Consider the following 26,385-nt stretch of genomic DNA (forward strand, 5'->3'; position numbering starts at 1 on the left):
GAGGGCGGCATGCATCAGGCCGGCTGGTGTTGCTCCATTCGGGCAACCATCCGCGGCGCCGCCCGCAGCCCGAACAGAGGCCGCAGCCAGGCGATGCGCCGGACCACTTCATAGGTCACCACACAGGTGAGCGCGGTGCCGATGATGACATTGGAGGCCTCAATCCCGACCGGCAGGCCGCTGTCGCGCAATGCGTGCGCGATCACGATGATCGCGGTCTGATGCACGATGTAGTACGGGAAGATCGCGTCGGTCAGATAGCGCCGCACGGGGCTGTCGGCCGTGAGGTGGCGCCGCGCAAAGCCCAGTACGGCGGCGATCGCGAGCCATTGGTAGCAGCCGTAGGCCGAGGCGGCGGTCCACTTCAGGGCGGGCGACGGTGCAAACAGACCGGCGCGAAGCAGGATGAAGGCCAGGAAGCAGACGGCTGCGGCCGCCAGAGCGGCCCAGCGCTGGCGCTCGACATTGCGCCAGATCCCCTCCTGCTTCGCCAGCAGGAAACCGGTCAGGAAGGCCGTCGCGTGGTCGGCGTGGTTGTACCAATCGCCGAACAGCGCATGCGTCGACGGGAAGGTCGGGAACAGCGCCAGGCGCCAGGCCGCGTACAGCACGCAGGGCACGATCAGGAGCCATGGCCCGGCGAGCATGACGGCCAGCTTCCGGCCCAGCCAGTCAGCGCCGGCGGGCCACAATGCGAGCACGCCGATCAAGGCCATCGTGTAGACCCACAGATAGACCACGAACCAGAGATGGTTCCAGGTCGGCAGCACTATGCAGGGGTTCGGACAGAACTGCGCACCGAAGGCAAAGTAGTGCCTGGTGTAGAAATCGAAAAAGCCCGCGGGATAGCCGAGACTTTCGACGATCTGGAGATAGGATTGCGGCGGCACGATCGCGAGCATGCCGAAGGTCAGGGGGATCAGGAGCCGCACCGACCGCGCCCCGGCGAGCGAGGCGAGAGTGGACTTGCCGAGCATGAAGCGGGTGGCAACCCCCGACACCAGGAACAGCAGCGACAGCCGCCACGGGTTGAGGAACAGCATCACCGGTTCCAGCCAGGTCAGCCGGTGCACGCTCTTGATGTGAAATCCCCAGGACACGTAGAGCATGCCGACGTGGTAGAAGATCAAGAGCCCGAAGGCTAAAATCCGCACCCAGTCCAGATCGATACGCCTGTCCGTGCTCGGGAATTGCTGTGGTGTTGTCATGGTTTTCTGCTCCTTGAGGGGACGACGAACGCGGTTTTCGGGCCAGGTTGACACTGAAAATGGCTGACATCGAAAATGCCCCACTGACGGAGCGCGTCGAGCCGGTTTGGGATCAGAATCGGACGCGAGGGGATGAGCCGCCGGTGGCTGGGACGAGCGGCGGGCCGTTTGGGATCAGCGGAAGCGACCGGACGATGTTCGCTGCGATCGCAGCCGTCGCGCTCGCGACCGGAATCGTCAATGCATTCTCGGGCGCCCAGGACGCGGCCTGGCGCGGCGACAGCTACGACATCGGCCGGCGGCTGTTTTGGGAGATGTCGAGCATCGCAATCATCCTGCTGCTGCTGCCGATCCTGGTGCTGGCGGTTCGCCGCATGCGCCGGAGCGCCGGCCTCGCCACGCGGGCCGGAATCGGGGCGATCGCCCTGCTCGGCTTCTCAGCGCTCCACATCACCGGCATGGTCTGGCTGCGGAAGCTCGCGCTCTGGCTCGCGGGAGGCACCTACGATTTCCGCTTCTCGCTTGCGACGGTCCTTTACGAATTCCGCAAGGACGCCGTCGCCGTCGTCCTGATCGCCGGCACGATCTGGCTGCTCGAAAGCCGGCGCGAACTGAAGAGCGCCGCCCTCGCTCCGTCGGCGCCCCCCGCCCCGCAGCAGCCGTCGTCCCCGAATCTGATCTGGCTGCGCGACGGGACGAGCCGCATTCGCGTGGTGCCGCACGACATCCTCTGGGTCGCTTCCGCCGGCAACTACATCGAATACAGCCTCGCCGACGGCACGCAGCACCTGATCCGGGGCACGCTGGCCGCGGCGGAAAGCGAGCTGGCGCGCTTTTCCATCGTTCGCGTTCATCGCACCAAGCTTGCCAATCTCGACCGGGTGAGCGGCGTGGACCTCAAGCCCTCCGGCGATTTCGAGCTCGTCTTCGACAACGGGCAGACGCTTGGAGGCAGCCGGCGTTACCGGCCGGCAGTCGTCTCCCTCGGCAGCCGGACCGCCCCGGCTGGAATCGCCACCACCGATCAACCGACGATCCATAAACAGCCGTGATTCCAATCGGTTGAGCGTCACCCTCCGGCATGGCGGCTTGCCTCCGTCGTGGCCCGGTTGATCCATGCGGCGACATATCACCGGCGGCCGGCCGGCGATGACGCTGCGATGAAGGGCTAAGCTCTTGAGTCGATTGAGAGATGTCGAAGAAGCTTGCTTTTTGACCCTTGCCTCGTGTTAGAAGCGCGCATCAGTTCACCTGCGCGCCACTCGCGCATCATCCGAGGGCGCGCCTCTCCACCTTTCATCCGTGCTCCCGTCGGCGGCAACGCCGGAAGAGCCACAATCGGACGATTGCGCAGGGATCACCTCCAAGGGACTCAATCAGAGACATCCATGCCTGAAGTCATTTTCACCGGCCCTGCCGGCCGCCTCGAGGGTCGCTATCATCCGGCAAAGCAGAAGAACGCGCCGATCGCGATGATCCTGCATCCGCATCCGCAGTTTCACGGCACGATGAACCATCAGATCGTGTACCAGTGCTACTACGCCTTCGCGCATCGCGGCTTCTCGGTGCTGCGCTTCAACTTCCGCGGCGTCGGCCGCAGCCAGGGCTCGTTCGACCACGGCACCGGCGAATTGTCCGATGCCGCCGCAGCTCTCGACTGGGCGCAGACCATCAATCCCGAAGCGCGCGCCTGCTGGGTCGCCGGCTTCTCCTTCGGCGCCTGGATCGGGATGCAGCTCCTGATGCGCCGCCCCGAGGTCGAAGGCTTCATCTCGATCGCACCGCCCGCCAACCTCTACGACTTCTCGTTCCTCGCGCCCTGCCCGTCCTCGGGCCTGATCGTGCACGGCGAGAAGGACGCGGTGGTGCCGCCCAAGGACGTCAACACGCTGGTCGAGAAGCTGAAGACGCAGAAGGGCATCGTGATCGACCAGCAAGTCATCCCCGGCGCCAACCATTTCTTCGACGCCAAGCTCGAGCCGCTGATGGAGACCATCACGGCGTATCTGGATATGCGCTTGGCAAACGTTCGCTAAGCCAACTTCAGCGCCACGACCTTGTAGCCCGGATGGAGCGCAGCGAAATCCGGGACACCTCTCGCGATAGAAGCACTGTCCCGGATTGCGCTGCGCTCCATCCGGGCTACGGGCACCCAGCTCACGCGAGCTTCAACGCCACGATTCCCATCAAGACGAGCGCGATGCCCGCAAGCTTCATCGCGCTCAGGGTCTCGCCGAACAGCACGACGCCCATCAAGAACGTGCCGGCAGCGCCTATGCCGGTCCACACCGAATAGGCGACGCCGACTTCGAGCACCTTCAAGGCGCGTCCGAGCAGGACAACGAACGCTGCGAGCAGCACGACCGAAACGATGCTCCAGCACAAGCGCGTGTAGCCTTCGGCATATTTCATCGAGATCGCCCAGCCGACGTCGAGCGCGCCGGCGACCACCAGCATCAGCCAGGCCATGGATTGCGACATCGGCGTTGCGGTCAAGCCGCGAGCTTGAGCAGATGCGCGTCGTGGCGAACGAGGAAGGCGCGCAGCAATTGCAGATAGTCGGCGCCGACCGCCGTGCGCACGCTCGGGCGTTTCGCAAGCTCAGCGCGCCAGGCGCGAACCTTCGGCACATCGCGGAAGATGCCGTGCTCGGTCAATTCGTCGAACAGGTCGAAATAACGAAAGATCGGCGCGAACACGGCGTCGACCAGGCTGAATTGCGCACCGGAGAAGAAGGGACCTGCGCCAAGCGCGGCCTCGACGCGTGCGAACTTTGCGACGAGCGCCTGCCGCTTGCTTTCGAACGTCGCAGGATCGGCTGTCGTCTCCAGCCCCCAGAGATCGCCGAGGATCGCCGAACCGAACTCCATCCAGGCGCGGTGCTCGGCACGCTTCAGCGCATCCGTCGGATGCAGCCTGGCGCCGCCTTGCGTCTCCTCGATGTACTCGCAGATCACATTGCTCTCGAACAGTGCGACCTCGCCCTTGTCAGTCGTCACAACCAGCACCGGCACCTTGCCGAGCGGCGACAGCTTCAAGAACCATTCGGGCTTGTTGGCGAGATCAATGTCGACCCGCTCGAACGGAACGCCCTTCTCCTTCAACGCGATCACGGCGCGCTGCACGTAGGGGCAGAGCTTGTGGCTGATGAGTTTTAATGAAGCAGGCATGGCGCGATCCCGGCGGTTCGATGCAACTGCATACAATGTAGATGCATCTGCATGCATCTGTCAAGATCCATGCGTCTGCATTAATCCATCGCCTCAGGGCCGCGCGATCACCCCACCCGTCATCGGCATCGGCACGCCCGTGGTGGACGGATAGGACAGCGGCAAGCCCTTAAGGCCGCGCGCTGCGAGGAAGCCGAAGGCCTGGGCCTCGATGGCGTCGGAGGCCCAGCCGAGCGTCTCGGCGACCTCGACGGTGGCCGAGCCCACGCGCTCCCGCAGCATCCGCAGCATCGTGAGGTTGCGGGCGCCGCCGCCGCAGACGATCCAGCTCCGCGGCCGCCGCGGCAGCAGCGGAATGATTCGGGTGATCGCCGCTGCGGTGAAGGCGGTCAGGGTCGCAGCGCCGTCGGCCGGCGCGACGTCGCCGAGCCGGAGCGCAGCGAAGTCGTTGCGGTCCAGCGATTTCGGGGGCGGCAACGCAAAGAAGGGCAACTCCAGCGCGCGGGCGATCCAGGCCTCGTCGGCCTTGCCGAGAGCTGCGAACTTTCCTTCCGTATCGAACGCCTGGTTCATGGTGCGGTACATGAAATCGTCCAGCAGCGCGTTGCCGGGGCCGGTATCGCAGGCGATCAGCGTGTCGTTGCCGTCGATATAGGTGATGTTGGAGACGCCGCCGATATTGACCACGACGATCGGCCCCTCGCGGTTGAGCGAGTTGGCGAGCGCCCGGTGGTAGACCGGTACGAACGGCGCGCCCTGCCCGCCGGCCTCGACATCGGCGGCGCGGAAATCGTGCATCACGGGGATATGGATCGCCCTGGCCAGTGCCGGCGCGTCGCCGATCTGCACCGTCAGCCGCCGCTCGGGGCGGTGCAGCACGGTCTGGCCGTGGAAGCCGACGATGTCGATATCCTCGGGCTTCATCCGGTTCTGGGCGACGAAGGCGGCAACCGCCTCGGCGTGAGCCTGGGTCACCGCGCGCTCGGCCTCGGCCAGGATGCCCGGCCGGGCGTCTCGTTGCGGCAGGTGCACGGCCTCGGCGAGCGCCTGGCGCAGAAGATTGCGCTCCGCCGGGCTATAGGCCCGGTAGCCGGACGGCCCGAATGCCTTCACCTGTTTTCCATCGGTTTCGATCAACGCGACATCCACCCCGTCCAGCGAGGTGCCGCTCATCAAACCGAGTGCCGTCAACATCATGGATCAGCGTCCTCAAGACCCTCTCCGGCATGCCGATCTTGTGCCAGAGGGACACATCTTATAATGCCACAGCGCCAAGTGGCGGGTGGCCATCGGGTTCCCACGCAAGACCCTTAAATTGCCCCCAAAACAGTAAACCAAGAATTGTTGGGCATGCCGACAGATGACTGCATTTAAATCGGATTTCCTCAATACCCTGCAGGAACGTGGCTTCATCCACCAGTGCTCCGATTTCGAGGGGCTGGACGCGCTCGCCGCCAAGGGCGAGGCGACCGCCTATGTCGGCTACGATTGCACCGCCCGCTCGCTGCACATCGGCAACTATCTGACCATGATGATGCTGCACTGGCTGCAGCAGTCCGGCAACAAGCCGATCACGCTGATGGGCGGCGGCACCACCATGGTGGGCGATCCCTCCGGCAAGGACGAGACGCGCGCGATGCGCACCGTCGCCGAGATCGAGGACAACAAGGCCTCGATCCGCGGCGTGTTCGCCAAGGTGCTGCGCTATGGCGATGGCAAGAGCGACGCCATCATGCTCGACAATGCGGAATGGCTGACCAAGCTGAACTGGATCGAGATGCTGCGCGACGTCGGCCGGCATTTCTCTGTCAACCGCATGCTGACGATGGACTCCGTGCGGCTGCGGCTCGAGCGCGAGCAGGAGATGAGCTTCATCGAGTTCAACTACATGGTCTGCCAGGCCTACGACTTCGTCGAGCTCGCCAAGCGCACCGGCTGCAAGCTGCAGATGGGCGGCTCCGACCAATGGGGCAACATCATCATGGGCGTCGATCTCGGCCGCCGCATGGGCACCCACCAGTTGTTCGCGCTGACGACGCCGCTGCTCACCACCGCGTCCGGCGCCAAGATGGGCAAGACCGCGCAAGGCGCGGTGTGGCTCAACGCCGACGCGTTCTCGCCTTATGATTTCTGGCAATACTGGCGCAACACCGAGGATGCCGACGTCGGCAAATTCCTGAAACTGTTCACGACGCTGCCGATCGCCGAGATCAGGAAGCTCGAAGCGCTCGGCGGCTCGGAGATCAACGAGGCCAAGAAGGTGCTCGCCACCGAAGCGACGGCACTGCTGCACGGCCGCGATGCCGCGAACGAAGCGGCGGAGACCGCGCGCCGCACCTTCGAGGAAGGCGCGCTCGCCGAGAGCCTGCCCACGGTGGAAATTCCGCGCGGCGAACTGGACGCCGGCCTCGGCGTGCTCACCGCCTTCGTCAAGGCAGGCCTCGTTGCCTCCAACGGCGAGGCGCGGCGGCAGATCAAGGGCGGCGGCCTGCGTGTCAACGACGAGCCCGTCACGGACGAGAAGATGACGCTTTCTGCAGCCAATCTGACGCCGGAAGGCGTGATCAAGCTGTCCTTCGGCAAGAAGAAGCACATCCTGATCAAGCCTGCATAGGCGTATGAGCTTTTCGCTGCTTGTCAGAGTGCGCGGATGCGCGCTCCCTGACCGGTAATGGATCAGAACACGCCCGGCAGGGAAACGAGCAAGGACGGCGTCGCGGCGGCGCCGCAAGCTGCCGTGCGGATCGCGCTCACCGTGCTCGCGCTCTGCTTCACGCTGGCCGTGCTCGGCCGCGGGCTCGGCGACAGCTTCACGGTGTTCCTGAAGCCGATCTCGGAAAGTTTTGGCTGGGACCGCGCGCAGATCGTCTCGGTCTATTCCCTCACCTGGCTTGCGAGCGGCCTCACCGCGCCCTTCGTCGGACGGCTGTTCGACCATTCCGGACCGCGCATCGTCTATGCCCTCGGACTGGCGCTGCTCGGCGCGGCGTTCCTGACCGCGGCCCACGCGCAACATCTCTGGCAATTCCAGCTTACGATTGGCCTCTGCGTCGGCATCGGCGTTGCCTTCATCGGCATCGTGCCGAACTCGATCCTGCTCGGCCGCTGGTTCGGGCCTCGCCTGCCGACCGCGATGTCGGTGGTGTATTCGGCAATGGGCGGCGGCGTGCTGGCGCTGCTCCCGGCGTCGCAGCTCCTGATCGACCACATCGGTTGGCGCGGGACCTACCAGCTCTTCGGCGTCGCGGCCCTGGGCCTTCTGGTGCCGCTGATGCTGCTGCCGTGGCGGCTGTTCGCCGCGGGCTCGCCGCACGTCGTGAAGAAGACCGATCCGGATTTCGTCGACAATGGCTGGACGCTTCTCGGCGCGATGCGCCACCACGCTTTCTGGGCGCTGTTCTCGACCTTCTTCTTCACCGCCGTCGGCATGTACGCGATCGCCGCGCAGATCGTGGCCTATCTGATCGATGCCGGCTTCCCACCGCTGCAGGCCGCGACGGCCTGGGGCTTTTCCGGTGTCGTGCTGGTATTCGGAATGCTCGGCGTGTCCGCGCTCGACGGGCTGATCGGACGGCGGCCGTCGGTGCTGCTCAGCTACGCGATCTCGATCCTCGGCATCGTGCTGCTATGGCTGCTGCAATATTCGCCGAACATCCTCCTGCTCGCCGGTTTCGTCATCTGCTTCGGCAGCATGATGGGCTCGCGCGGCCCGCTGATCAGCGCTACGGCGATGCGGATCTTCCAGGGCAAGCGCGTGGGAACCATCTACGGCACGATCTCGATCGGCAGTGGCCTCGGCTCGGCGTTCGGCTCCTGGAGCGGCGGCCTGATCCATGATGCGACCCACGGCTACAACGCGCTGCTTGCCTTCGCACTTGCGAGCGTCGTGCTCGGCATGATCCCGTTCCTGATCGTGCCCGCCCTGCGACGGTAGGTGTCCCAGAGGTAACCTGCACGCATGCGCGTCACCGCACAATTACGGATCGGCGCGGCGCGAACACGCACAAAAATCGGGACCTCGCGCGGCTGAACGCCGGGCGCGCGGTGTTTTGTCCGTCATGACAAAAATGTCAGCGCAAATTGACGCGGACCCGCTTGCGAGACAGAACTGAATGCGGTCCAAGTCGCAGCATTGGATGGAGGGCAAACCAATGAACTTTCCCTATCTCACGCGCTTTCAACCGGTTCTCTTGAGCCTGTTTCGCTTCATCACCGGCCTCTTGCTGTTTCAGTACGGCATCGCCAAGATTTTCAAGTTTCCGGTGCTTCCCTACTTCGCCAACATCCCGCCGCTGATCTGGACGGCCGGTGCGCTCGAGCTCGTGCTCGGCGCGCTGCTGATGCTCGGCCTGTTCACCCGCCTCGCCGCTTTCATCCTCGCCGGTGAAATGGCCTTCGCCTACTTCATGGGCCACATGTTCAAGGGCGAGACGCCGGTGTTCCTGCCGCTGCTCAACGGCGGCACCGCGGCGATCCTGTTCTGCTTCGCCTGCCTCTATTTGTCGGCAGCGGGTGGCGGCTCGGTCAGCGCCGACGCCGCGATGGGCAAGGACTAGCGCGTCCGCGCGCGGGCGCTACGGCGTCCGTCTTCGACCCCGCAAACGGACGGCTCCGGCAGATCCGCCGGCGCCGTCTCAGCGCGCCCCCAGCACGTTCCAGATCAGAACGAGGGCCGCGACGAGCAGCACGGACATGATGATACGGTGAGCGAATCGGTTCACTGCAGTTTCAGCCGGGCTCGATCACCAGCAAAATCTGACAACGATACACTCCCGCAAGAATACGGGTGAGCGTCGATGCATGCGCTTCTGCCTGCACGCTTGCGCATATGTCGCCCGAGCGTCTTCAGCACGGTGGGCGCCCATAGCCTATGTTCATGATTGGTAAGAACTTCATGCTACCGGTGCGAGCAATAACAACCATTCCCTAGGGGCTGTGATGAAGCTGCTGAGTCATCTGACGATCCGCACCAAGCTTGCCAGCATGGTCTGCCTTGCGGCTCTCACAGTCACGGCCATTATCGGCGTGTCGTCCGTCCTCAGCAAGAGCCGCATGATGGAGGATCGCGTCCAGCAGATGCGGACCGCCGTCGAGCTGCTCTACAACTACGCGCAATCGCTGCAGGACGAAGTCACCGCCGGCAAGCTGACACTGGCCGATGCCAAGGCCCAGTTCCACCAGCGCGGACGCCGCATGAATTTCAACGGCAACCAGGGCTACCCCGTCGTCTACAACTCCGACACGTCGATCCTGGTGAACGGCGCCAATCAGCAGCTCGAAGGCAAGATCACCGGCGCCAAGGACTCCAACGGCGTCCTGATCGCCGACGCCATCCTCAAAGCGGGTGACCAGACCGCACAGGGCGGCGTCACCTCCTATCTCTACCCCCGCCCCGGTCAGACCGAACCCGTCCGCAAGACCGTCTTTGCGCGCAAATTCGCGCCCTGGAACGCGACCATCAGCTACGGCCTCTATGTCGACGACATCGATGCCGACGTGCGCGCGTTGACGCTGGAGCTCGCCGCGATCGGTATCGGCCTAATGCTGCTGATGGCGGCGCTGTCCTGGCTGATCGCCCGCGACGTGCTCAGCGCGCTCGATCGCCAGAAGAACCGCATGCAGGAGATTTCCGAAGGCGCCATCGACAAGCCGGTCGAGGAAACCGACCGCGGCGACGAGATCGGCCGCATGGCCGAGACCCTCGAAGTGCTCAGGCAGACCGCTTTGACGGCGCGCGCGCTGGAAGCCGAACAGGCCGCCACCAAGACGCGGACCGAGCAGGAAAAGCGCGACGCCCTGATCGCGCTTGCCGACCGCTTCGATGCCTCGGTCGGCCAGCTCGTCGGCCTGATGGCCTCCGGCTCCGGCGAGCTCGAGCATACCGCCAAGTCGATGTCCTCGACCGCCGAAGGCACCAACCGCCGCGCCGCCGTCGTCGGCTCGGCCGCTACCGAAGCCAGTCAGCGCGTCCAGACCGTCGCGGCGGCCGCCGAGGAGCTCTCCTCCTCCATCACCGAGATCAGCCGCCAGGTCGCCCAATCGGCGGAAGTCACCGGACGCGCGGTCGACAGCGCGCGCCGCACCGACACGATCGTGCGTGCGCTTTCGGACGGCGCCCAGCAGATCGAGCACGTCGCCGAGCTGATCTCCAGCATCGCCGCCCAGACCAATCTGCTCGCGCTCAACGCCACCATCGAGGCCGCGCGCGCCGGTGAAGCGGGCCGCGGTTTTGCCGTGGTCGCCTCCGAGGTGAAATCGCTCGCGAGCCAGACCGCAGAAGCTACCCGCGAGATCGGCGACAAGATCGCCCAGATCCAGGGCGCGACCAAGGAGGCCGTGGACGCCATCGGCGGCATCACCGCCACCATCGAGGAGGTCAGCCGCATCGCCACCTCGATCGGGGCCGCGATCGAGGAGCAAGGCGCCGCCACCGCGGAGATCGCCCGCAGCGTCTCGCAGACCGCGGAGGCGACCAAGGAAGTCACCACCAATATCAGCGGCGTCTCGACCGCGGCGAACGAGACCGGCAACGCCGCCGGCATGGTGCTCGCCGCAGCCTCGAGCCTCTCCAAGCAGGCTGAACAGCTTTCGGGCGAAGTCGGGACGTTCCTGGCCGGCGTGCGCGCGGCGTAGGCGGTGCAGAAGATATAATGCAATCGTCGTCATGCCCGGGCTTGTCCCGGGCATTCACGTTCTCCGCGCCGCGTGGCAAGGCGTGGATGGCCGGGACAAGCCCGGCATGACGACAGAGACAGTCCGTCCCGCGACTACCGCCGCGTCAGGCTGCAGCCGCTGGAGAGCTGACGCGTCGTGCCGGTCGACCCGTCGTTCGACTGCGACGGGAATTCCTCGAACGGCGAGTTCTGCTTGCCGGTGTTGAATTCGAAGATCTTGCGGAACAGGCCGGGCGCCATCGCCGAGATCGGATTGACGCGCATCACGGGCGCCGCCGGCGTACCCACCACCTCATAGGTCACGCCGATCAGCCCTTCATTGTTGCCGCCGCCGAGGAAGATGCCGAACAGCGGGATCTGGCCGAAGATGTTGTTGACGCCATACATCGGCACGAAGGTCCCGCTCATGCAGACCTGATTGCCGGGATAGTCGATCGAGCCCTCGATGGTGGCGCCGATCATGGGACCCTTGACGACGCCGTCGCGGATCGTCAGCGCACCGTTCTGCCGCGTGAACTCGGCGCGCAGCGCGCTGAAGGAGACGCCGTTGCCGGTGCCATTGGGGGCGCCCGCGGCAACGCGCTCGAGCTGCGCCTCGCCCTTCACCGTGAAGTCGCGGACGTTGATGAGACCCTCGCGCGAGGTGTTCGGCTCCGATGTCGGCGGCTCCATCGCCACCACCATCTGGCCGCCGACCGCCTTGGTGTAGGTGTCGGTGAAGCGCAGCAGCGCGCCGGCATCGTTGGTCTGGAGGTAAATGACCTCGCGGCTGCCCTGCGCGCGCCCGCCGCGCAAGTCCGCCGCCACCGGCGTGTCTTTGCCGACCTTGCCGCTCAGCGTGAACGCCTTGATGGCGCCGTTGCGCTTCGACATCTTGGCATCGACGCTGCGCATCGCCTCGCCGTTGAAACCCGCGACGGCACCGAGCTTCACGTCGATGTCGAAATCGACGTTCTTCATCTTGCTCTTGTCGTCCTTGGAATTGCCTGAGATCGCCGACTTCAGGAAGCCGCGCCCGTCGAACACGTCGCCGCGCATCGTGCCCTTGACCACGCCGTCCTGGCTGCGCTCCACCTTCAGTGAAGCCTTGTCGCCGTCGGACGGTGAGTAGACCGGGAAGTTCGCATTCATGAGGTCGCCGTTCGCGTCGACCTCGAGCGAGCCCTTGATCGAGGCGCCGCCGCCCTCGATGACGATGTCCTCGAAGCGCGTCGATTGTGCCGTCGGCACGACCTTGAAGCTGGCCTTGCCTGATTTGCCCGGCAGCTTGACCCAACCCGGCAGGATATTGTCGAGCTTGACCGATGTCAGGTCGGCCTCGACACCGAGCTTCGTCGTCTGGTCGGGGCCGCCGGCGATCTTGCCCGACAGCTTGATCGGCAGCGATCCGCTGACGGCGGGACTCAGATCGAATCCGAGGCGCGCGCGGCTGGCATCGTCCAACGTTGCCTGCAGCCTGACATCCGCATCGCCTTCGTTGGGCTTGCGATAGTCGAGCGAGGCCGCCTGCCCGTTGATCTTGACGTCGCCCTTGACCTGATAGCCCTGGTTGTTGGCGACGATCTTGAGGTTGTTGGCTTCCAGCTTCTGGTTCATCACCAGCTTGTCGGCCGAGAAGCCGTTAAGGTCGGCAGTGACGGCGTAGGTCGTGTCAGCCTTCGTCAGCTCGCCCTTGACCGGCAGGCCGAGCTGGATATTGGCCGCGAACGTCCCCTTGCTGGTGTTGGGATCGATGACTGTCGACGACAGATCGCTCAGGCGATCATTGGCGAGCATTTCGGCTGCGGCCGGCACCGGCCCCTCCACCCGAAACCTGGTCCGCGACGGCGACGGCTTGGGCGCCATGTCGGGCACCTCGAAGACGAAGTCGGAAATCGTGACCTTGCGGCCGGCGGGTGTATCGGCAATGCCCTGCCCGATATTCACGGTCGCGGTGCGCCCGGTCACGCGCGCCTTCAGATCGGCATCGTGCACGACGGGCATGCCGTCCACGGGACGGACCGCGACGCCGCTCGCGACGATGTTGACCGACAGGCCGTCGTCGGGAATGGGCGGGCCCTTGCGCGGCAGGTTCTTCGTCGGCGAATTGATGCCGATCTCGATGCGCTGGAGCGTGCCGCGCTCGATCCGCTCGATCACCCATTCGCGCAACTCGGGAACGACGAGCGTCGGCCACATCCGCTTCAGCGCGGAGGCCGACATCGGCGTTCCCGCAAAGCCCAGCGTCAGCCGCGGCTCGCCCGAATAGTCGATCGCGCCCGTGCCGGCGACGCCGATCTCGCCATTGCTGATGTCCGCCTGCGTCAGCAGGAAGCGTTTGTGGTCGGTGTCGAAGCGGAAGCCGATCGCGATGCGGTTGAAGACGAGCGGCGGCTCGTTGTCGATGCCGCCGAGCAGGATCGACCCGCCGCTGAAGCCAAGCTGCCAGTCGTTGACGGTGCCGTTGGGCGGCTCGAGATGGGCCAAAAGCGTCAGCCGGTTCGCGCCCGACAGGACCTTGAACGGCGCGACCAGCACCCGCCGATTGGCATCCCACTCGACATTGATCTCGGCTTGGTCGATCGCCATCGGATAGTCGGGCGTGTCCGTGTCGATAATACTGCCCGCGCCGACCGCGATCTTGCCGCGGAAGAAGGTCGGCACGCCGTCGCGGCCGAGCTCGCCCTTGAGCTCGCCGGTCAGCGGCAAATCGGCGGTATAGGTGAGGTCCTTGACCCGCAGCGCCAGGAGGATGTTGGAGGTCGAGACCTTGTCGGCTTTGATGTCGATCGAGCGCACGCCGTTCTCGGCCGGACCGATCGTGGCCCGCAGCATCCAGGGCCGCGCGCCCTCCTCGCCGAGGCTGAGCGTGACGCCACCGCGGCTCGGCCGGCGCAGGCTGAGCGTGATGTTCTCAAACGACCATTTGCTGCCGCGCTGCTGGTCGTCGACGATCAGATTGCCGTTCTTCAGACCAATCTCGTTGAGGTTCTGGCCGTCGAGACCTGTCATGCTCAGGCTGTCGAGCCAGTCGAGGCCCTGAAGAATGCCGCTCTGTGCGGTCGCCTGAGGGGCAGCCTGCGAGCCGGCCTGAGGATCTTGGCCGGCGGGCGCCGTGGCGAATGGCGGCGGCGGGACCCCGTTGCGCGGGAATGTCGGCGGCAGGCCCGCATCCTTCTTCGAGGCGACGCCGGTTGCCAGCGGCTTTGCGGTATCGCCGGCGGACACGGTGACCGTTCCGTCGGGCGCGATGCGGATCGCGAGCTCGGCGTCGACGAGATTGAGGCTTTCGGCGCGCAAATGCCCCATCAGGAGGCCAGCCCCCGACAGCTTCACCTCGGCCTTCGGCGCGCTGGCGACGATGGCGTGATCGCGATCGCGGACGACGATGTCGCGGATACGGACGGCGATGCGGATCCGCCCGGCCCGCTCGATCTGGGTGCCCCCGATCTCGACCGTGTTGCCGTGACCGATATTGTCCTCGATCGCGGCGGCCAGCCACGGCGTTGCGATGTCGAGATTGATGGGACCGGCACCGAGCCGCCACCACAGCGCCGCGAAACAGCCGACGAAGATGACGGCGAGCGTCCCGACGACAAGGACGAGACGCTTCAGCCAGCGATCGGCGGCCAGCCAGCGGCGCAGCGCGCCAAACCCGTCACCGAAGCGATGAAGGCCCGAGTTGGAACGCGACAACAGCCGGCGCGCGCGATGGCCCGCGGCCGCCTCCTGATCCGGATCCCAATCGGCGTCGTCCCATTCCTGCGGCTGCTCTTGACCGCCGCGCCGATCGAAGTCCCGATTGTAATCCTGGGGCGACTTATTCCTTGCCATTGCCTCTCGATACAGGCGCCCGTCACGAGATTGAGCGCCGCCGGGACCGCAGCCGCCCTCGGGAAGCGGAGCTCCCTGCGCCGGCACTGCAGCCATACCTCGAATATTCCTGCTGTTCGTCATTTCGCCCCGGGAGCGCGTTCAACGAGCAGTGGGGTGGTGCGTGGAATTCCTTGTAACCATACTCCGGCGTCGTCAGACTTGCCCAGCCGAGGGCGCGATTCCGGCACGCCGGACGAGGACTGCAATAGCGTTTCGGTTGACCCGCCGAAAGCGTCGAAAGGAAGGCGTATGTCCAAGAAATCCCGAAAGAAATCGTCCAAAGCGCCCTCCGGCAGTCCGACGGCTAAAAAGAAGACCCTGAAAACGCGGGCATCGACTCAAACTAAATCCGCGAAGACGCAGCGGGCACCGGCGAGCAAATCAGCCGGGACTTTAGCAAAAGCAGGATCACATAGGGCCGCATCGAAACAGTTAAATTCCTCCAAATCGGCATCGGCGCCCGTGACGGCGAAGTCCGGCCTGGCTGAAGGCCAAAAGGCACCCGCCTTCCGCCTGCCCCGCGACGGCGGCGACGTGGTCACATTGGCGGACTATACCGGCCAAAAGCTCGTCCTGTTCTTCTACCCCCGCGCCGACACGCCCGGCTGCACCCGGGAAGCCATCGACTTCACCCGCCTCGCTGGCGCCTTCGCGGCCGCCGGCACCGCCGTGCTGGGGATCTCCGCCGATCCGTTAAAGGCTCAGGAGAAGTTCCGCGACAAGCATAGTCTCAAGGTCCCCCTGATCTCGGACGAGCAGCACGAGATGCTGGAAGCCTATGGGGCCTGGGGCGAAAAGTCCATGTATGGCAAGAGCTTCCTCGGAATTCTTCGCACTACGGTGCTGGTCGGAGCCGACGGTAAAGTCGCCAGGGTCTGGCGCAATGTCCGGGTCGACGGGCATGCCGACGCGGTGCTCGAAGCGGCAAGAGGCCTTTAACCAATCCCTGGAATTCGCCTGTTCCTGTTTCCGGAAAATTAACCATGACCAGCCCAGATTGCTGCGGCAATTAGGGCCGTACGGACTCATCCGACCGGCGCGGGAGTGCCGATGTCGAAAAGTTCTGCCCAATATTCGCAGTGCCCCCCACATCATCCTCACGACCACGGACGGGCCTTCCAACGCCGCGCTGCCGTCGCGGCAGCCGCAGCGATCCCCCTTCCCGCGACTGACGACGCCTACACCATCGTCCATGCCGGCAAGCAGGTCCGTTTCGGGCCCGTGATGTTCTGGATCGTGGTCGGAACGGTGGTGCTGCTCGGTCTCTGGTCGGCGGCGACCGCCACCTATTTCGCTTTCCGCGACGACGTCCTGACCCGGCTGATCGCCCGCCAGGCCGAGATGCAATATGCCTATGAGGACCGCATCGCCGAGCTGCGCGCCAAGGTCGACCGCACCACCAGCCGGCAGTTGCTCGACCAGGAGCAGTTCGACCAGAAGCTCGACCAGATCATGAAGCGCCAGACGGCGCTGGAGTCCCGGGCCACGGCGCTCGGGGCCATGCCCGACGTAACAGGTTCGATTCCCCGCGCAGCCCCGCAGCGCGGCGAGGCGAGCCAGAGCACTCCGAAGCCCTCGCCGATCAGCGACACCGTGATCTTCGTGGCGCCGCCGGACCGTGAGGCACGGCTCGAATCGCGCGCGCCGACTGTGGCGGCACCTCCGACCCACCAATTCGCCAAGAACCATGGTTTCGACAACGTCCTGGTCCGGCTCACGACCTCGCTCGACCAGGTCGAGCGTCGCCAGATGGCGGCGCTCAGCGCCGTTGAGGAAGGCATGGATTCACGCATGCGCCGGATGCGCGGCGTGGTCAGTGATCTCGGCCTGAATCTCGCCAGTCTCGAAGCCGCCGTGCCGCGCACCGCGATGGGCGGGCCTTTCGTGCCCGTCAAGCTGACCGCCAATGCCGGGCCGTTCGAGAAGCAGCTCTCTCGCATCAACACCACGCGCGCCGAGATGGACCGTCTCAATCGCACGCTGGCCCTGGTGCCCTACCGCAAGCCCGTCATCGGCGAGGTCGAGTTCACGTCCGGCTTCGGCGTCCGCAGCGATCCCTTCCTCGGCCGGCCCGCGATGCATACCGGGCTCGACTTCCGCGCCGCCACCGGCGATCCGGTTCGCGTCACCGCCAATGGCAAGGTGGTTTCCGCCGGCTGGTCCGGCGGTTACGGCCGCATGGTCGAGGTCGATCACGGCAACGGGCTTTCGACCCGCTACGGCCATCTCTCCGAGATCAACGTGAAGGTCGGCGAGACCGTGAAGATCGGCCAGGTCGTCGGCCTGGTCGGCTCGACCGGTCGCTCCACCGGTCCGCATCTGCATTACGAGACCCGCATCGAGGGCGAAGCGGTCGATCCGCAGAAATTCCTGCGTGCTGGCGTGCGCCTCAGCGCGAGCTAGGCCCAGCTCCTCTGTTTCGGCCGCGCAGCCTTATCGCCGGCCACCGCCCATCCCGCCTCCGGGACCGCCGAATCCGCCGCCACCCATTCCACCACCGGGGCCCATGGGCCCGCCGGGCGAGCCCATGCCGCCCGGGCCCGACGGCCCGCCAGGTCCCGTCGGTGCGGAGCCTGGGTTGGGACCGGGGCTCGATCCAGGTGGAGATACCCCCGGTGCGCCGGGCCGACTGCCGCCCGGATGGGGCGTGCTGCGATCCGGGTGCATGATCGAGCCACCGGGCGACCGGTTCGGATTGCTGCCGCCGGGTGTGGCTGCTCCGGGTCCCTGACCGATGGCCTGCACCGAATCCACCTGGAAGCCGCGGGAACGGTCGAATGCACCATTGACCACCATGCGCGCTTCACCGGCTGCCGGCCCGAAACGCGAGCCGTCGCGGGCCACGAGGCCGGAGCCGAGCTGGAGGTTCGCGCCGGCGCGCTGCACATAGGCCTCGACCGACAGACGGCTTGCGCCGACGAGATCCGAGAAATCGTCGATCCGCGTGCGCGTCGCCTGCATCGCGCCCTGGCTCGCGCTGCCTTCGATCTGGACGCGCTGGCCGACCAGCAGCGGATCGACACCGTTCAGTTTCAGCCCGCCAATTCGCAGGCCGTCGGGTCCGCGCTCGACCAGGCCGGTCACGCGCTCGGTCGACGCGCGCCGCGGCTCGACCAGGCTTGCGACGACCACGCCGTCGGTCCGGCGCAGACCATAGACGGCCACTTGCGTGCCCGGGCGGAGCTTGCTCTCCTTGTCGCCCGCGACGATTTTCTGGCCGAGCACCGTCAGCTCGTTGCCCTTCACCCGCTCGACCGGACCTGCAACCTCGCTCGCGATCGTGATGTTGCGCGTGACGAGCGTGCCGTCGGCCTGACGGACCGCGACCACGCGCGCAAGCTGGCCGATGCGGAGCGCCTTGGCGCTTGCCGCCTCGCCGTCGATCCGGACCGGCACATCGCTGGCATAAGTGACGCGCTCGCCGTTGACGTAGATGCTGCCGAAGCGCTGGATGACGCCCACGATGCCGGTACCGCCAATGCCGTGGTCATCGCCGCGGGTGATCCCGGTGCCGCCGATGCCTTGATCGGTGCCGCGCTTGACCTGCGCATGGGCCATCGCGGTGCCGGCGAGCCAAAATCCTGTCAGCAGCAGACGGCGGGAGATCAGCGGCAGCCGGCTCATGCAGAACCGCCTTCCTTGCCGTCTTCCTTGCCGCTTTCCTTACTGTTTTCCTTACTGTTTTCCTTGGCCCCGCTCTGCTCGTCGGCGTCCTCGCTGTAGATGTAGATGCCGAAATTCCAGCGGGCGTCACCGCCCTTGTCCTTGGCGAGCGCGCGGTTGGCCTCGCGGTTGGCGGTCTTCAGCGCGTCCATGGCGAGCTCGCGCGAGCGCGCCTCGAGCTTTCGCGCCAGCTTCGGCGAGATGTTGTTGTAGTGCACCGCGCGTTCGAGGAAGCGCGGCCCATCGGAGACGTTCTGCGCGGCGGCCGCGATGTGGTCATGCAGATTGCGACCGAGATAGTGCCATTTGCTGTCGTCCTCGCCTGATGGGACGAAGGCCGCCTCGACCAGCTCGATCTCGTCGTCCGCGTTGATGATGACGAGCTTTCGGTCGATCCATTCGTCGAGCACAGCGCGCGGGCGCACGTCCTTGGTGACGGACGCAACCAGCTGCTCGAACGACGGCGCATCCGCCTCTGCCGTGCGCGGCAACGGCAGCGGCTCGCCCTTGGCATCGGTGAATTCGGGCGCGGCCAGCCAGCGCGCGATCACCGCGCTGGTCAGCGACACCGCCGCCGGCGCCTCGTGCACGGGCGCACCCGCGCCGCGCAGCCGCGCCACCTCCTTGCGATGGATGCCGGTGAGCAGGCTGACGCGGCTGTCGGTCTGCTCCTTGCCCTCCAGCGCGAAATCGTGCTCGGCGACATTCACGAAAAGCTCGCGAAGCAATTGCGCCAGCGCCGGAAAAGTCATCCCGCTACGGATGCAGAGCCGCACGAGCGGGCGCAGCAGCCGCGCCAATGGCGCGTGCAGCTTCGCGGCGGCATTCGGCTGCGGAGCCGCTGCTTTGGACCCGGGCTTGGCGTTCATGTCTGAATTGTATCACGCCTCATGTGGGACACAATCCCACATTTTTTGCCTCGCCGATTGACGTGGTAAATTTTCCCACATATACGAGACGCCACTGAGGGGCGCGACGTAAAGGGACAACACCCATGGCTGACCGCTTGGTCCGCATTTCCAGTTCACCGCGTTCCGTGCCGGCTTCCGGCCGGGAGCGCGGCACGATCGACCCGATGCTGCCGGGGCTGCTGCGCGGCGTGATCTTCATCTCGGTGCTGGCCGCACCGTTCGTCGCAGCCATCCTGGCAGGCTGACCGCCATCATGCATCACATCCAAGAAACCTTGCACGACACTCCGCGCCGCCCGTCGGTGCTGCACATCTTCAAGATCTATTATCCCGACCTGTTCGGCGGCACGCTCACGGTGATCCGCGACATCTGCGCGAGCCTGAAGGATGCCTTCGCCTCCGCCGTGCTGGTCTGCTCGCAATCGCCCGAAAAGCGCCAGATCGTCGTCGACGACGTACCGGTCGAGCGCGTTCGCTCGTTCGGCAATCTGTTGTCGCTGCCCGCCGCCCCGACCTATCCCTGGCGTCTCTGGCGGAAGATCGCCGAGCACGATTTGCTCGCGCTCCACGCACCTTTCCCGCTCGCCGATCTGGTTTTCGCGTTCGGTTTCGGCCGGAAGCGGCCGCTCGTGGTGCACTGGCACGCCGACATCGTCACCCATGCCGGCCTGCGCTGGTTCATCGAACCCCTGATGCGGCGGACCTTGCGGCGCGCCAAGGCGATCATCGTCTCCGACCACGTGCTGGTCGACAACACGCCGCTGCTCCGCGAATTCGAGGACAAATGCCACGTCGTGCCATTTGGCATCGACATCTCGGGTTACGACTGGCCGAAGATCGAGCCGCACCACGTCAATGATCGCGGCCGGCTGGTGCTCGCGTGCGGCCGGCTCGTGCCTTACAAGGGCTTCGACGTGCTGATCCGCGCCGCGGCCGCATACAAATTCGAAGTCTGGATCGTTGGCGAAGGCACCGAGCGACCGCGGCTGGTGCAGCTGATCGAGGAGCTCGGGCTCTCAGAGCGCGTGCGCCTGCTCGGCTCGGTCAACGATTGCGAGCGCATCAAGCTGATGTGCCTCGCCGACGTCTTCGTGATGCCCTCCGTCACCACCGCCGAGACATTCGGCCTTGTCCAGCTGGAGGCCATGGCCGCAGGACGCCCGGTCGTGAACACGGCGCTCGACACCGCGGTGCCGCGGGTCGCCCGCCATGGCATGGAGGCGATCACCGTGCCGCCTGGCGACGCCGAAAAGCTTGGCGAAGCCATCGACGCGCTGATCCGCGACCCCGAACGCCGGCGGCGCATGGGACTTGCGGCGCGCAACCGCGCCCTCACCCGATACTCGGCCACGGCTTTCAAGCAAGGCATGGAAACAATCTACCACGACGCAATTGCCGCGCCATGCCAGCAGCGTTCGGCGAGCGCCGAGCCGGCCACCGGCTGGCTCGACAGCATCCGGATCGCGGCGACGCTGGCCTGGTCGGACATGCGCCATCGCTACGTGCGTTCGCTGCTCGGCCCGTTCTGGATGTCGCTCCAGATGGCGATCGTGGTCGCGGTGCTCGGTTCGGTGATCGGGCAGATGTCGAACGCCGACGTGCTGTCGCGTCTGCCCATGCTCGCGCTCTCGATGACGGCCTGGACCTTTCTCAACAGCGTGGTGCTCGATGCGACCACGGCGTTGCAGAACTCCGCGAGCCTGATCCGCGACCGCGCGCTGCCACCGGTCATCTTCCTCCTGCAATGCACGTTCCGCCAGGGACTGTTCGCGCTTCATAACGCCTGCGTGCCGCTGCTGCTGTGGCTCATCCTGTCGCGCCACGACCTCTCGCACGTGCCGGCGGCGCTCCCCGGCCTGCTGCTGTTCGTGGTCTGCACTTTCGCCTTGAGCCTCGTTCTCGGCGCGATGGCAACGCGCTATCGCGACCTCAAGCCGATCGTCGAATCGACGCTGATGCTGGCTTTTCTCGCCTCACCCGTGATTTGGTCGTCGGACATGATCAACCATCGCTCGACGGTGATGCGGCTCAATCCGCTGACCCATCTGTTCGCGGTGTGGCGCGAGCCGCTCGTGGGCGGCCACGTCGATCCCGTCAGCATCGTCTATGTTCTGGTCGCGCTGGCACTGCTGGTCTTTGCGAGCATGCTGACGCTGATCCACCTGCGCAAAGCCGCATTCTGGATCTGACGCATGGTCTCGATCAGCCTGCGCAACGTCTGTCTCGATTATCCGCTCTACGGCGCCTACGACTATTCGCTGAAGCGGCGGCTGCTCGGCCATCTCATCCGCGAGCCGGGCGAGACGCGGATCATCCGCGCCGTGGATAACGTCACGATCGAGGCCGAAACCGGCGCCCGCATCGGGCTTGCCGGCCCCAACGGTTCCGGCAAATCGACGCTGTTGCGATTGATCGCCGGCGTTTATCCGCCGAGCAGCGGCAGCATGACGGTTCGGGGCAATGTCGTGCCCCTGCTCGGCCTCAACGCCGGCGTCAACCTCGACTTCGTCGCCGAGGACAACATCGCCCTGCTGCTGCGGATCAGCGGCCGCAAGCCCACCCGCGCGATGATCGACGAGATCTGGGCCTTCACCGAGCTCGAGACGCGCATGCAGCGACTGCCGCTGCGGATGTTCTCCTCGGGCATGCTGATGCGGGTGCTGTTTGCGACCGCCACCGCGTTTCCGGCCGACATCCTCCTGCTCGACGAATGGCTCAGCGTGGTCGACGAGCATTTTGCGGAGAAGGCCCAGGAGCGGCTCCTGAACCTCGTGTCGCAGGCGGCGATCGTGATCATCGCCTCGCACGATCAGCCGCTGCTGCGTCGGACCTGCACCCGCATCATCAACCTCGATCACGGCCGCATCGCCTCGACCGTCACGGTCGCCCCGCCGGCCACCCACGCCCTCGATCTCCACGAGAAACGCGCATGAAGCAGAACATCCTCGTCATATCCGAAGCGCTGGGCGAGCCCAACCACAAGCGCGGCATCTTCCACTTCACCCGCGAGCTGATGCGCTCGCTCGCGGCAGAGAGGCACGAGCTGACGCTGCTGGTGGAGACCACGCGGCGCTATCGCAAGCTGCAGCGGCGCGAGCGGCGCACCAAGCTGTTTCCGGCAGAGGCGCGCAACATCGAGCTGCTCGCCCTCTATCGCTTCCTCGACGAGGTCAACATGGCCGAGCCGGTCGTGCGTGGCGGCCTGCGCCGCACGCTCGACTGGATCCGCCACAAGGCCACCATGTCCGTGTCGTGGGACTACATCGTCTGTTTCCTGCGCGCGATCGGCCTGCGGGCCTTGCGCGCCCGGCTGATCGAGAACAGGACCGCCGCGCTCGAATACGTGCCGCCCGACCTGCGCCATCTCGAGCTGTTCCGCGAGTTTCAGCTCGAGCCCGGCTTCTACAGCTACCAGGACTCCTCGGCCTTCTTCCTGCTGCCGCCGCCGCGGGTCGATGCCCGCGGCTACGACGTCATCGTCGTGGATACCCCGACCCGGGTCGCGATCACGCGCAGGCCCGGCGCCAAGGTGATCTGCGTCATCCACGATCTGTTGCCGCTCACCGACCTCAAGCTCAGCGATATCGCAACGCGGCTGTTCCTGTCGCGGCTCCCGACGAGCCTGCGCCAGGCCGACGAGCTCGCCTTCGTTTCAAACTACAGCATGATGCGGTTCAGGGAGCTGCTGCCGCAATTTGCGCACCTGCCGGCGCGGGTCGTGTATCCCCGCACCCGGTTCGACGCCCCGGATGTCCTGCACCTCCCAGCCCCGTCGGGGCGTCCGGGGCGGCCGAGCTTCGTCGTCATCGTCTCGAACGAGCCGCGCAAGAACGTCGCCACCGTCGTTCGCGCCTTCCGTGGCGTGCCCCAGGCCGATCTCGTCGTGATCGGCTATGCCGGTGAGATCGGGCGGATGCGCAATCTGCCGCCAAATGTCCGCTTCGCCGGCTATGTCGACGAGCACGAAAAGGCCGCCCTGATCGCTGAGGCACACGGTCTGATCATGCCGAGTTTCGCCGAAGGTTTCGGCGTGCCGATCATCGAGGCACTGGCCGCGAACACACCGGTGCTGTGCTCCGACATCGCCGTGTTTCGCGAGGTTGCGGGCGAGCTCGCCGACTATTTCGACCCGTTCTCGACCGACTCGATCGCGGCCTCCGTCACCCGTGTGCTGACCCGGCAGGAGGAGTGGCGCGGCAAGATCCGCGCAAGGCGCCACGAGCTCGCCGAGCGCTTCGGTTACGAGACACAGGCCCGCGATTTCCTTGGGCATCATGCGCCCGCGGCAAGCCTTGTCGGCGCGCAACTCGCTTCATACGGATGACCGCCGAATCCGCGTTGTGGTCCGGTCCTGCCGATCGGCAAGGCAGGACCAGCCGATGGCAGAGTTGGCGCAGCTCGGCCGCGCTGATCCGGGCCGCAGACGTCCTTGCCGCCTTGATCGCGGCGTCCCTGCCCTGGTCCACGACAGTGCCGTCGATCTTCGTCGGGCTCTGGCTCCTGGTGGTGACGCCAACCATCGATTGGCGCGACTATGGACACAAGGTCGCGCGGCCGGCGTTTGCCCTGCCCTTCGCAATCCTGCTGCTCGCACTGCTCGGCCTGCTGTGGTCGGACGGCGCGTGGGCGGATCGGCTGCATGCGATCAAGCCGGTCGCAAAGCTCGTGCTGATTCCGCCGCTGCTCTACCATTTCAGCCGGTCGGAGCGCGGTCTTTGGGTTGGCCACGCCTTCGTCGTCTCCTGCGCCTTGCTTGCCGTCTTCTCCTGGATCGTGTGGCTCGATCCCGCCTGGAAGATCACGGCGACGGCGTCATCAGGCGTGCCCGTCAAGAACTACATCGACCAGAGCCAGGAGTTCACGCTCTGCGCCTTCGCGCTTGCCCTGCCCGCGCTGACCTTCTGGCGTCGCGGAAACGCGGTCGCGACGGCGGCCTGTCTGGCGCTGATCCTGCTGTTCGCGGCCAACATGGTGTTCGTCGCCTCCGCTCGCACGGCGCTGCTCTGCATTGCGGTCCTGCTGGCTCTGTTCGCCTGGAAGCATCTCAACCGGCGCGCAACACTGGTCCTGCTCGCGGGCACGGTCGCCGTAACCGCGCTGGCCTGGGCGACGTCGCCCTATCTGCGCCAGCGTATCACCGACATTGCCGTCGAATATCGCCACGGCTATGAGGACATCAGCCGTGCCTCGACCGCGCAGCGGCTGACCTATTGGCGCAAGGCGATCCACAGCTTTGCCGAGGCGCCCTTGACCGGGCACGGCACCGGCTCGATCAGGCGGCAGTTCGAACGCGCCGCCACGGGCGGAAGCAGCCTCGATGCGGAGGTCGTCAACAATCCGCACAACCAGACCCTCAACGTCGCCATGCAATGGGGCCTCCTGGGCGTCGTTTTGCTCTACGCCATGTGGATCGTCCATCTCCGCCTGTTCCTCGGCGGAGGGCTCGCAGCCTGGATCGGGCTGGTGGTGGTCGTGCAGAACATCACGAGTTCGCTGTTGAACTCGCATCTGTTCGATTTTCACGAGGGCTGGATGTATGTGCTCGGTGTCGGGGTCGCCGGCGGCACGGTGTTGAAGGCCAAAGCCCGCAGCCAGCCGTGATTACTGGCTGCGCTCGTGGCCGACCTCGCCGGTAATGACGTCGCCGAACAGCTCCCAGGCCTGCCCGTTGAAACGCATCAGCTGCATCTGCTCGATCGGAAAGTAGTCATCTGGTGACGTGTTGACCATGATGCCCGGCAGCATCAGGTCTGTGTGGAAGTCCTTCAGGCTGGATGCCTGCTTCATGACGTTCTCGCGCGTGAGGTTGTCGCCGCACTGCTTGAGCACCTGCGCCATCGCCTCGGCCTGCACATAGCCGTAGATGTTGTTCGAGTTCGTCTTGTCGCCGTCGGGGTAATATTTGTCCATGAACTCCCGCCATTTCACCACGGCCGGATCCTTGTCCCAGGTCGGGTCGGTCGGGTCCTTCAGGTAGACGGTCGAGATGATGTCCTTGGCGTAGTCGAGCCCGGCGGGCTTGAGCACCGAGGCGACCGAGGTCGCGGTGTTGGCCAGGAAGAACTTCGGCTTCCAGCCGAGCTCGCCCACTTTCCGGATCGCCTGCGCCGATCCCTTCGGCGCGGCCCATGAGAAGAAGATATCGGCACCTGAATCGTGAAGGGCGACGATCTGCGAGTCGATCGAGGGATCGCTGACCTCGTAGGATTTGTCGGCGATGATCATGTTCGCCTTGTCGCCGAGCCCGTCTTTCAGGCCCTTGAACTGGTCCTTGCCGGCATCGTCATTCTGCCAGAACACCGCGATCTTGCTGTTGGGAAAATGATCGCGAATGTATTTCGCGTAGATCCGCCCCTCGCTCTGGTAGTTCGGCTGAAAGCCCATGGTCCACGGGAAAGTCTTGGGGTCGCCGAACTTGGTGCCGCCGGAAGCGACGAACAGCTGCGGCACCTTCTTGGCGTTCATGTATTTCATGATCGCGGAGTTCGAGGGCGTGCCGAGCGCCTGGAAGATCAAGAGCACCTCGTCGCTCTCGACCAGCTTGCGCGCCTGCTCGATCGCCTTCGGCGGCGAATAGGCGTCGTCATAGCTGATGAAATTGATCTTGCGGCCGTTGATGCCGCCCTGATCGTTGATCATCTTGAAATAGGCAGCTTCGGTCTTGCCGATCACCCCATAGGACGACGCCGGCCCGCTATAGGGCATGATGTTGCCGATTTTGATGTCGGTGTCGCTGGCGCCGGGGTCGTATTTTTTCTGCGCCAAGGCCGGTGTCGTGACGAGCGCTCCGGCAACAAGCATGGCGAGGGCAAGGTTTTTGCGACGACCCGGCATCGTTCTCTCCCCTATGTTTTGTAGTCTTGTTTTGCCGGGAGTGTCGCAAGGCGGATTACGCCTGGCAAGCG

At 65.5% G+C, this 26,385-nt stretch carries 21 protein-coding genes; 13 read left to right on the plus strand and 8 right to left on the minus strand.

Going from position 1 to position 26,385, the window contains the following annotated elements:
• Nucleotides 1-14: 14 nt before the first annotated feature.
• Nucleotides 15-1,208 (minus strand): acyltransferase family protein, encoded by a 1,194-nt coding sequence (locus RPS27_RS26010; protein WP_212066340.1) that lies wholly within the window; start codon nt 1,206-1,208, stop codon nt 15-17.
• 194 nt (nt 1,209-1,402) lie between these two features.
• Between RPS27_RS26010 and RPS27_RS26015 the strand changes: the two genes are divergently transcribed.
• Both RPS27_RS26015 and RPS27_RS26020 read left to right on the plus strand, forming a co-directional pair.
• A complete protein-coding gene (locus tag RPS27_RS26015) occupies nt 1,403-2,260 on the plus strand; it encodes a LytTR family DNA-binding domain-containing protein (protein ID WP_249131673.1) in 858 nt (285 codons plus the stop codon).
• Nucleotides 2,261-2,596: 336 nt separating this feature from the next.
• Entirely contained in the window at nt 2,597-3,244 is a 648-nt protein-coding gene (locus RPS27_RS26020) for an alpha/beta hydrolase (RefSeq protein ID WP_014495555.1), read from the plus strand.
• A 121-nt stretch (nt 3,245-3,365) separates the two neighbouring features.
• Here RPS27_RS26020 and RPS27_RS26025 read toward each other — a convergent pair whose 3' ends face one another.
• The 3 genes from RPS27_RS26025 to RPS27_RS26035 all read right to left on the minus strand — a co-directional run bounded on the left by RPS27_RS26025 (nt 3,366) and on the right by RPS27_RS26035 (nt 5,575).
• A complete protein-coding gene (locus RPS27_RS26025) occupies nt 3,366-3,689 on the minus strand; it encodes a multidrug efflux SMR transporter (protein WP_212066336.1) in 324 nt (107 codons plus the stop codon).
• Between the two features lie 11 nt (nt 3,690-3,700).
• Entirely contained in the window at nt 3,701-4,378 is a 678-nt protein-coding gene (locus tag RPS27_RS26030; protein ID WP_212066334.1) for a glutathione S-transferase family protein, read from the minus strand.
• Between the two features lie 93 nt (nt 4,379-4,471).
• Nucleotides 4,472-5,575, minus strand: coding sequence for an anhydro-N-acetylmuramic acid kinase (locus tag RPS27_RS26035; RefSeq protein WP_211417202.1), 1,104 nt, complete (start codon nt 5,573-5,575; stop codon nt 4,472-4,474).
• Between the two features lie 163 nt (nt 5,576-5,738).
• Between RPS27_RS26035 and tyrS the strand changes: the two genes are divergently transcribed.
• The 4 genes from tyrS to RPS27_RS26055 all read left to right on the plus strand — a co-directional run bounded on the left by tyrS (nt 5,739) and on the right by RPS27_RS26055 (nt 11,011).
• Nucleotides 5,739-6,992, plus strand: coding sequence for a tyrosine--tRNA ligase (gene tyrS / locus RPS27_RS26040; protein WP_212066333.1), 1,254 nt, complete (start codon nt 5,739-5,741; stop codon nt 6,990-6,992).
• A gap of 57 nt (nt 6,993-7,049) precedes the next feature.
• Nucleotides 7,050-8,312, plus strand: a complete 1,263-nt coding sequence (locus tag RPS27_RS26045; RefSeq protein ID WP_212066331.1) for an MFS transporter — start codon at nt 7,050-7,052, stop codon at nt 8,310-8,312.
• A gap of 217 nt (nt 8,313-8,529) precedes the next feature.
• A complete protein-coding gene (locus tag RPS27_RS26050; protein WP_194402268.1) occupies nt 8,530-8,934 on the plus strand; it encodes a DoxX family protein in 405 nt (134 codons plus the stop codon).
• Nucleotides 8,935-9,316: 382 nt separating this feature from the next.
• The gene (locus RPS27_RS26055; RefSeq protein ID WP_212066329.1) at nt 9,317-11,011 is read left to right on the plus strand and encodes a methyl-accepting chemotaxis protein; all 1,695 of its coding nucleotides are present in this window, start codon (nt 9,317-9,319) and stop codon (nt 11,009-11,011) included.
• A 134-nt stretch (nt 11,012-11,145) separates the two neighbouring features.
• Here RPS27_RS26055 and RPS27_RS26060 read toward each other — a convergent pair whose 3' ends face one another.
• Nucleotides 11,146-14,961 (minus strand): DUF3971 domain-containing protein, encoded by a 3,816-nt coding sequence (locus RPS27_RS26060; RefSeq protein WP_194402270.1) that lies wholly within the window; start codon nt 14,959-14,961, stop codon nt 11,146-11,148.
• Nucleotides 14,962-15,156: 195 nt separating this feature from the next.
• Here RPS27_RS26060 and RPS27_RS26065 point away from each other — a divergent pair, with 195 nt between their 5' ends.
• Together RPS27_RS26065 and RPS27_RS26070 are read left to right on the plus strand one after the other, a co-directional pair.
• Nucleotides 15,157-15,846 (plus strand): peroxiredoxin, encoded by a 690-nt coding sequence (locus tag RPS27_RS26065; RefSeq protein WP_212066327.1) that lies wholly within the window; start codon nt 15,157-15,159, stop codon nt 15,844-15,846.
• 111 nt (nt 15,847-15,957) lie between these two features.
• Nucleotides 15,958-17,310 carry a M23 family metallopeptidase gene (locus tag RPS27_RS26070; protein ID WP_212066325.1) on the plus strand — a complete coding sequence of 451 codons (1,353 nt, stop codon included), beginning with the start codon at nt 15,958-15,960 and terminating at the stop codon, nt 17,308-17,310.
• A 30-nt stretch (nt 17,311-17,340) separates the two neighbouring features.
• On the opposite strand, the gene RPS27_RS26075 is transcribed toward RPS27_RS26070, so the two are convergent.
• On the minus strand, nt 17,341-18,531 hold the full coding sequence (locus RPS27_RS26075; RefSeq protein WP_212066323.1) for a DUF5666 domain-containing protein: 1,191 nt from the start codon (nt 18,529-18,531) through the stop codon (nt 17,341-17,343).
• Nucleotides 18,528-19,439 carry a DUF6502 family protein gene (locus tag RPS27_RS26080; protein ID WP_212066321.1) on the minus strand — a complete coding sequence of 304 codons (912 nt, stop codon included), beginning with the start codon at nt 19,437-19,439 and terminating at the stop codon, nt 18,528-18,530. Before RPS27_RS26080 ends, RPS27_RS26075 begins: the two co-directional genes overlap by 4 nt.
• A gap of 125 nt (nt 19,440-19,564) precedes the next feature.
• Between RPS27_RS26080 and RPS27_RS26085 the strand changes: the two genes are divergently transcribed.
• The 5 genes from RPS27_RS26085 to RPS27_RS26105 are packed head-to-tail and all read left to right on the plus strand — an operon-like array spanning nt 19,565 to nt 25,081.
• Nucleotides 19,565-19,726 carry a hypothetical protein gene (locus tag RPS27_RS26085; protein WP_194402275.1) on the plus strand — a complete coding sequence of 54 codons (162 nt, stop codon included), beginning with the start codon at nt 19,565-19,567 and terminating at the stop codon, nt 19,724-19,726.
• A gap of 8 nt (nt 19,727-19,734) precedes the next feature.
• On the plus strand, nt 19,735-21,669 hold the full coding sequence (locus RPS27_RS26090; RefSeq protein WP_212066319.1) for a glycosyltransferase: 1,935 nt from the start codon (nt 19,735-19,737) through the stop codon (nt 21,667-21,669).
• A gap of 3 nt (nt 21,670-21,672) precedes the next feature.
• Entirely contained in the window at nt 21,673-22,413 is a 741-nt protein-coding gene (locus tag RPS27_RS26095) for an ABC transporter ATP-binding protein (protein ID WP_212066317.1), read from the plus strand.
• Nucleotides 22,410-23,804: a glycosyltransferase family 1 protein gene (locus RPS27_RS26100; RefSeq protein WP_313754705.1), complete on the plus strand. Its 1,395-nt coding sequence runs from the start codon at nt 22,410-22,412 to the stop codon at nt 23,802-23,804. The genes RPS27_RS26095 and RPS27_RS26100 overlap by 4 nt, the downstream gene beginning before the upstream one ends.
• Nucleotides 23,801-25,081, plus strand: coding sequence for an O-antigen ligase (locus RPS27_RS26105; RefSeq protein ID WP_212066313.1), 1,281 nt, complete (start codon nt 23,801-23,803; stop codon nt 25,079-25,081). The genes RPS27_RS26100 and RPS27_RS26105 overlap by 4 nt, the downstream gene beginning before the upstream one ends.
• Here RPS27_RS26105 and RPS27_RS26110 read toward each other — a convergent pair whose 3' ends face one another.
• Nucleotides 25,082-26,314 carry an ABC transporter substrate-binding protein gene (locus RPS27_RS26110; protein WP_212066311.1) on the minus strand — a complete coding sequence of 411 codons (1,233 nt, stop codon included), beginning with the start codon at nt 26,312-26,314 and terminating at the stop codon, nt 25,082-25,084. It abuts the gene before it with no gap.
• Nucleotides 26,315-26,385: the final 71 nt, after the last annotated feature.

The sequence above is a fragment of the Bradyrhizobium sp. WYCCWR 12699 genome (assembly GCF_032144035.1).
Lineage (GTDB): Bacteria > Pseudomonadota > Alphaproteobacteria > Rhizobiales > Xanthobacteraceae > Bradyrhizobium.

Coding starts and splice junctions, on each gene's coding strand:
- RPS27_RS26010 (WP_212066340.1), bottom strand. CDS start 1,208: ATGACAACACCACAGCAATTCCCGAGCACGGACAGGCGTATCGATCTG.
- RPS27_RS26015 (WP_249131673.1), top strand. CDS start 1,403: ATGTTCGCTGCGATCGCAGCCGTCGCGCTCGCGACCGGAATCGTCAAT.
- RPS27_RS26020 (WP_014495555.1), top strand. CDS start 2,597: ATGCCTGAAGTCATTTTCACCGGCCCTGCCGGCCGCCTCGAGGGTCGC.
- RPS27_RS26025 (WP_212066336.1), bottom strand. CDS start 3,689: ATGTCGCAATCCATGGCCTGGCTGATGCTGGTGGTCGCCGGCGCGCTC.
- RPS27_RS26030 (WP_212066334.1), bottom strand. CDS start 4,378: ATGCCTGCTTCATTAAAACTCATCAGCCACAAGCTCTGCCCCTACGTG.
- RPS27_RS26035 (WP_211417202.1), bottom strand. CDS start 5,575: ATGATGTTGACGGCACTCGGTTTGATGAGCGGCACCTCGCTGGACGGG.
- tyrS (WP_212066333.1), top strand. CDS start 5,739: ATGACTGCATTTAAATCGGATTTCCTCAATACCCTGCAGGAACGTGGC.
- RPS27_RS26045 (WP_212066331.1), top strand. CDS start 7,050: ATGGATCAGAACACGCCCGGCAGGGAAACGAGCAAGGACGGCGTCGCG.
- RPS27_RS26050 (WP_194402268.1), top strand. CDS start 8,530: ATGAACTTTCCCTATCTCACGCGCTTTCAACCGGTTCTCTTGAGCCTG.
- RPS27_RS26055 (WP_212066329.1), top strand. CDS start 9,317: ATGAAGCTGCTGAGTCATCTGACGATCCGCACCAAGCTTGCCAGCATG.
- RPS27_RS26060 (WP_194402270.1), bottom strand. CDS start 14,961: ATGGCTGCAGTGCCGGCGCAGGGAGCTCCGCTTCCCGAGGGCGGCTGC.
- RPS27_RS26065 (WP_212066327.1), top strand. CDS start 15,157: ATGTCCAAGAAATCCCGAAAGAAATCGTCCAAAGCGCCCTCCGGCAGT.
- RPS27_RS26070 (WP_212066325.1), top strand. CDS start 15,958: ATGTCGAAAAGTTCTGCCCAATATTCGCAGTGCCCCCCACATCATCCT.
- RPS27_RS26075 (WP_212066323.1), bottom strand. CDS start 18,531: ATGAGCCGGCTGCCGCTGATCTCCCGCCGTCTGCTGCTGACAGGATTT.
- RPS27_RS26080 (WP_212066321.1), bottom strand. CDS start 19,439: ATGAACGCCAAGCCCGGGTCCAAAGCAGCGGCTCCGCAGCCGAATGCC.
- RPS27_RS26085 (WP_194402275.1), top strand. CDS start 19,565: ATGGCTGACCGCTTGGTCCGCATTTCCAGTTCACCGCGTTCCGTGCCG.
- RPS27_RS26090 (WP_212066319.1), top strand. CDS start 19,735: ATGCATCACATCCAAGAAACCTTGCACGACACTCCGCGCCGCCCGTCG.
- RPS27_RS26095 (WP_212066317.1), top strand. CDS start 21,673: ATGGTCTCGATCAGCCTGCGCAACGTCTGTCTCGATTATCCGCTCTAC.
- RPS27_RS26100 (WP_313754705.1), top strand. CDS start 22,410: ATGAAGCAGAACATCCTCGTCATATCCGAAGCGCTGGGCGAGCCCAAC.
- RPS27_RS26105 (WP_212066313.1), top strand. CDS start 23,801: ATGACCGCCGAATCCGCGTTGTGGTCCGGTCCTGCCGATCGGCAAGGC.
- RPS27_RS26110 (WP_212066311.1), bottom strand. CDS start 26,314: ATGCCGGGTCGTCGCAAAAACCTTGCCCTCGCCATGCTTGTTGCCGGA.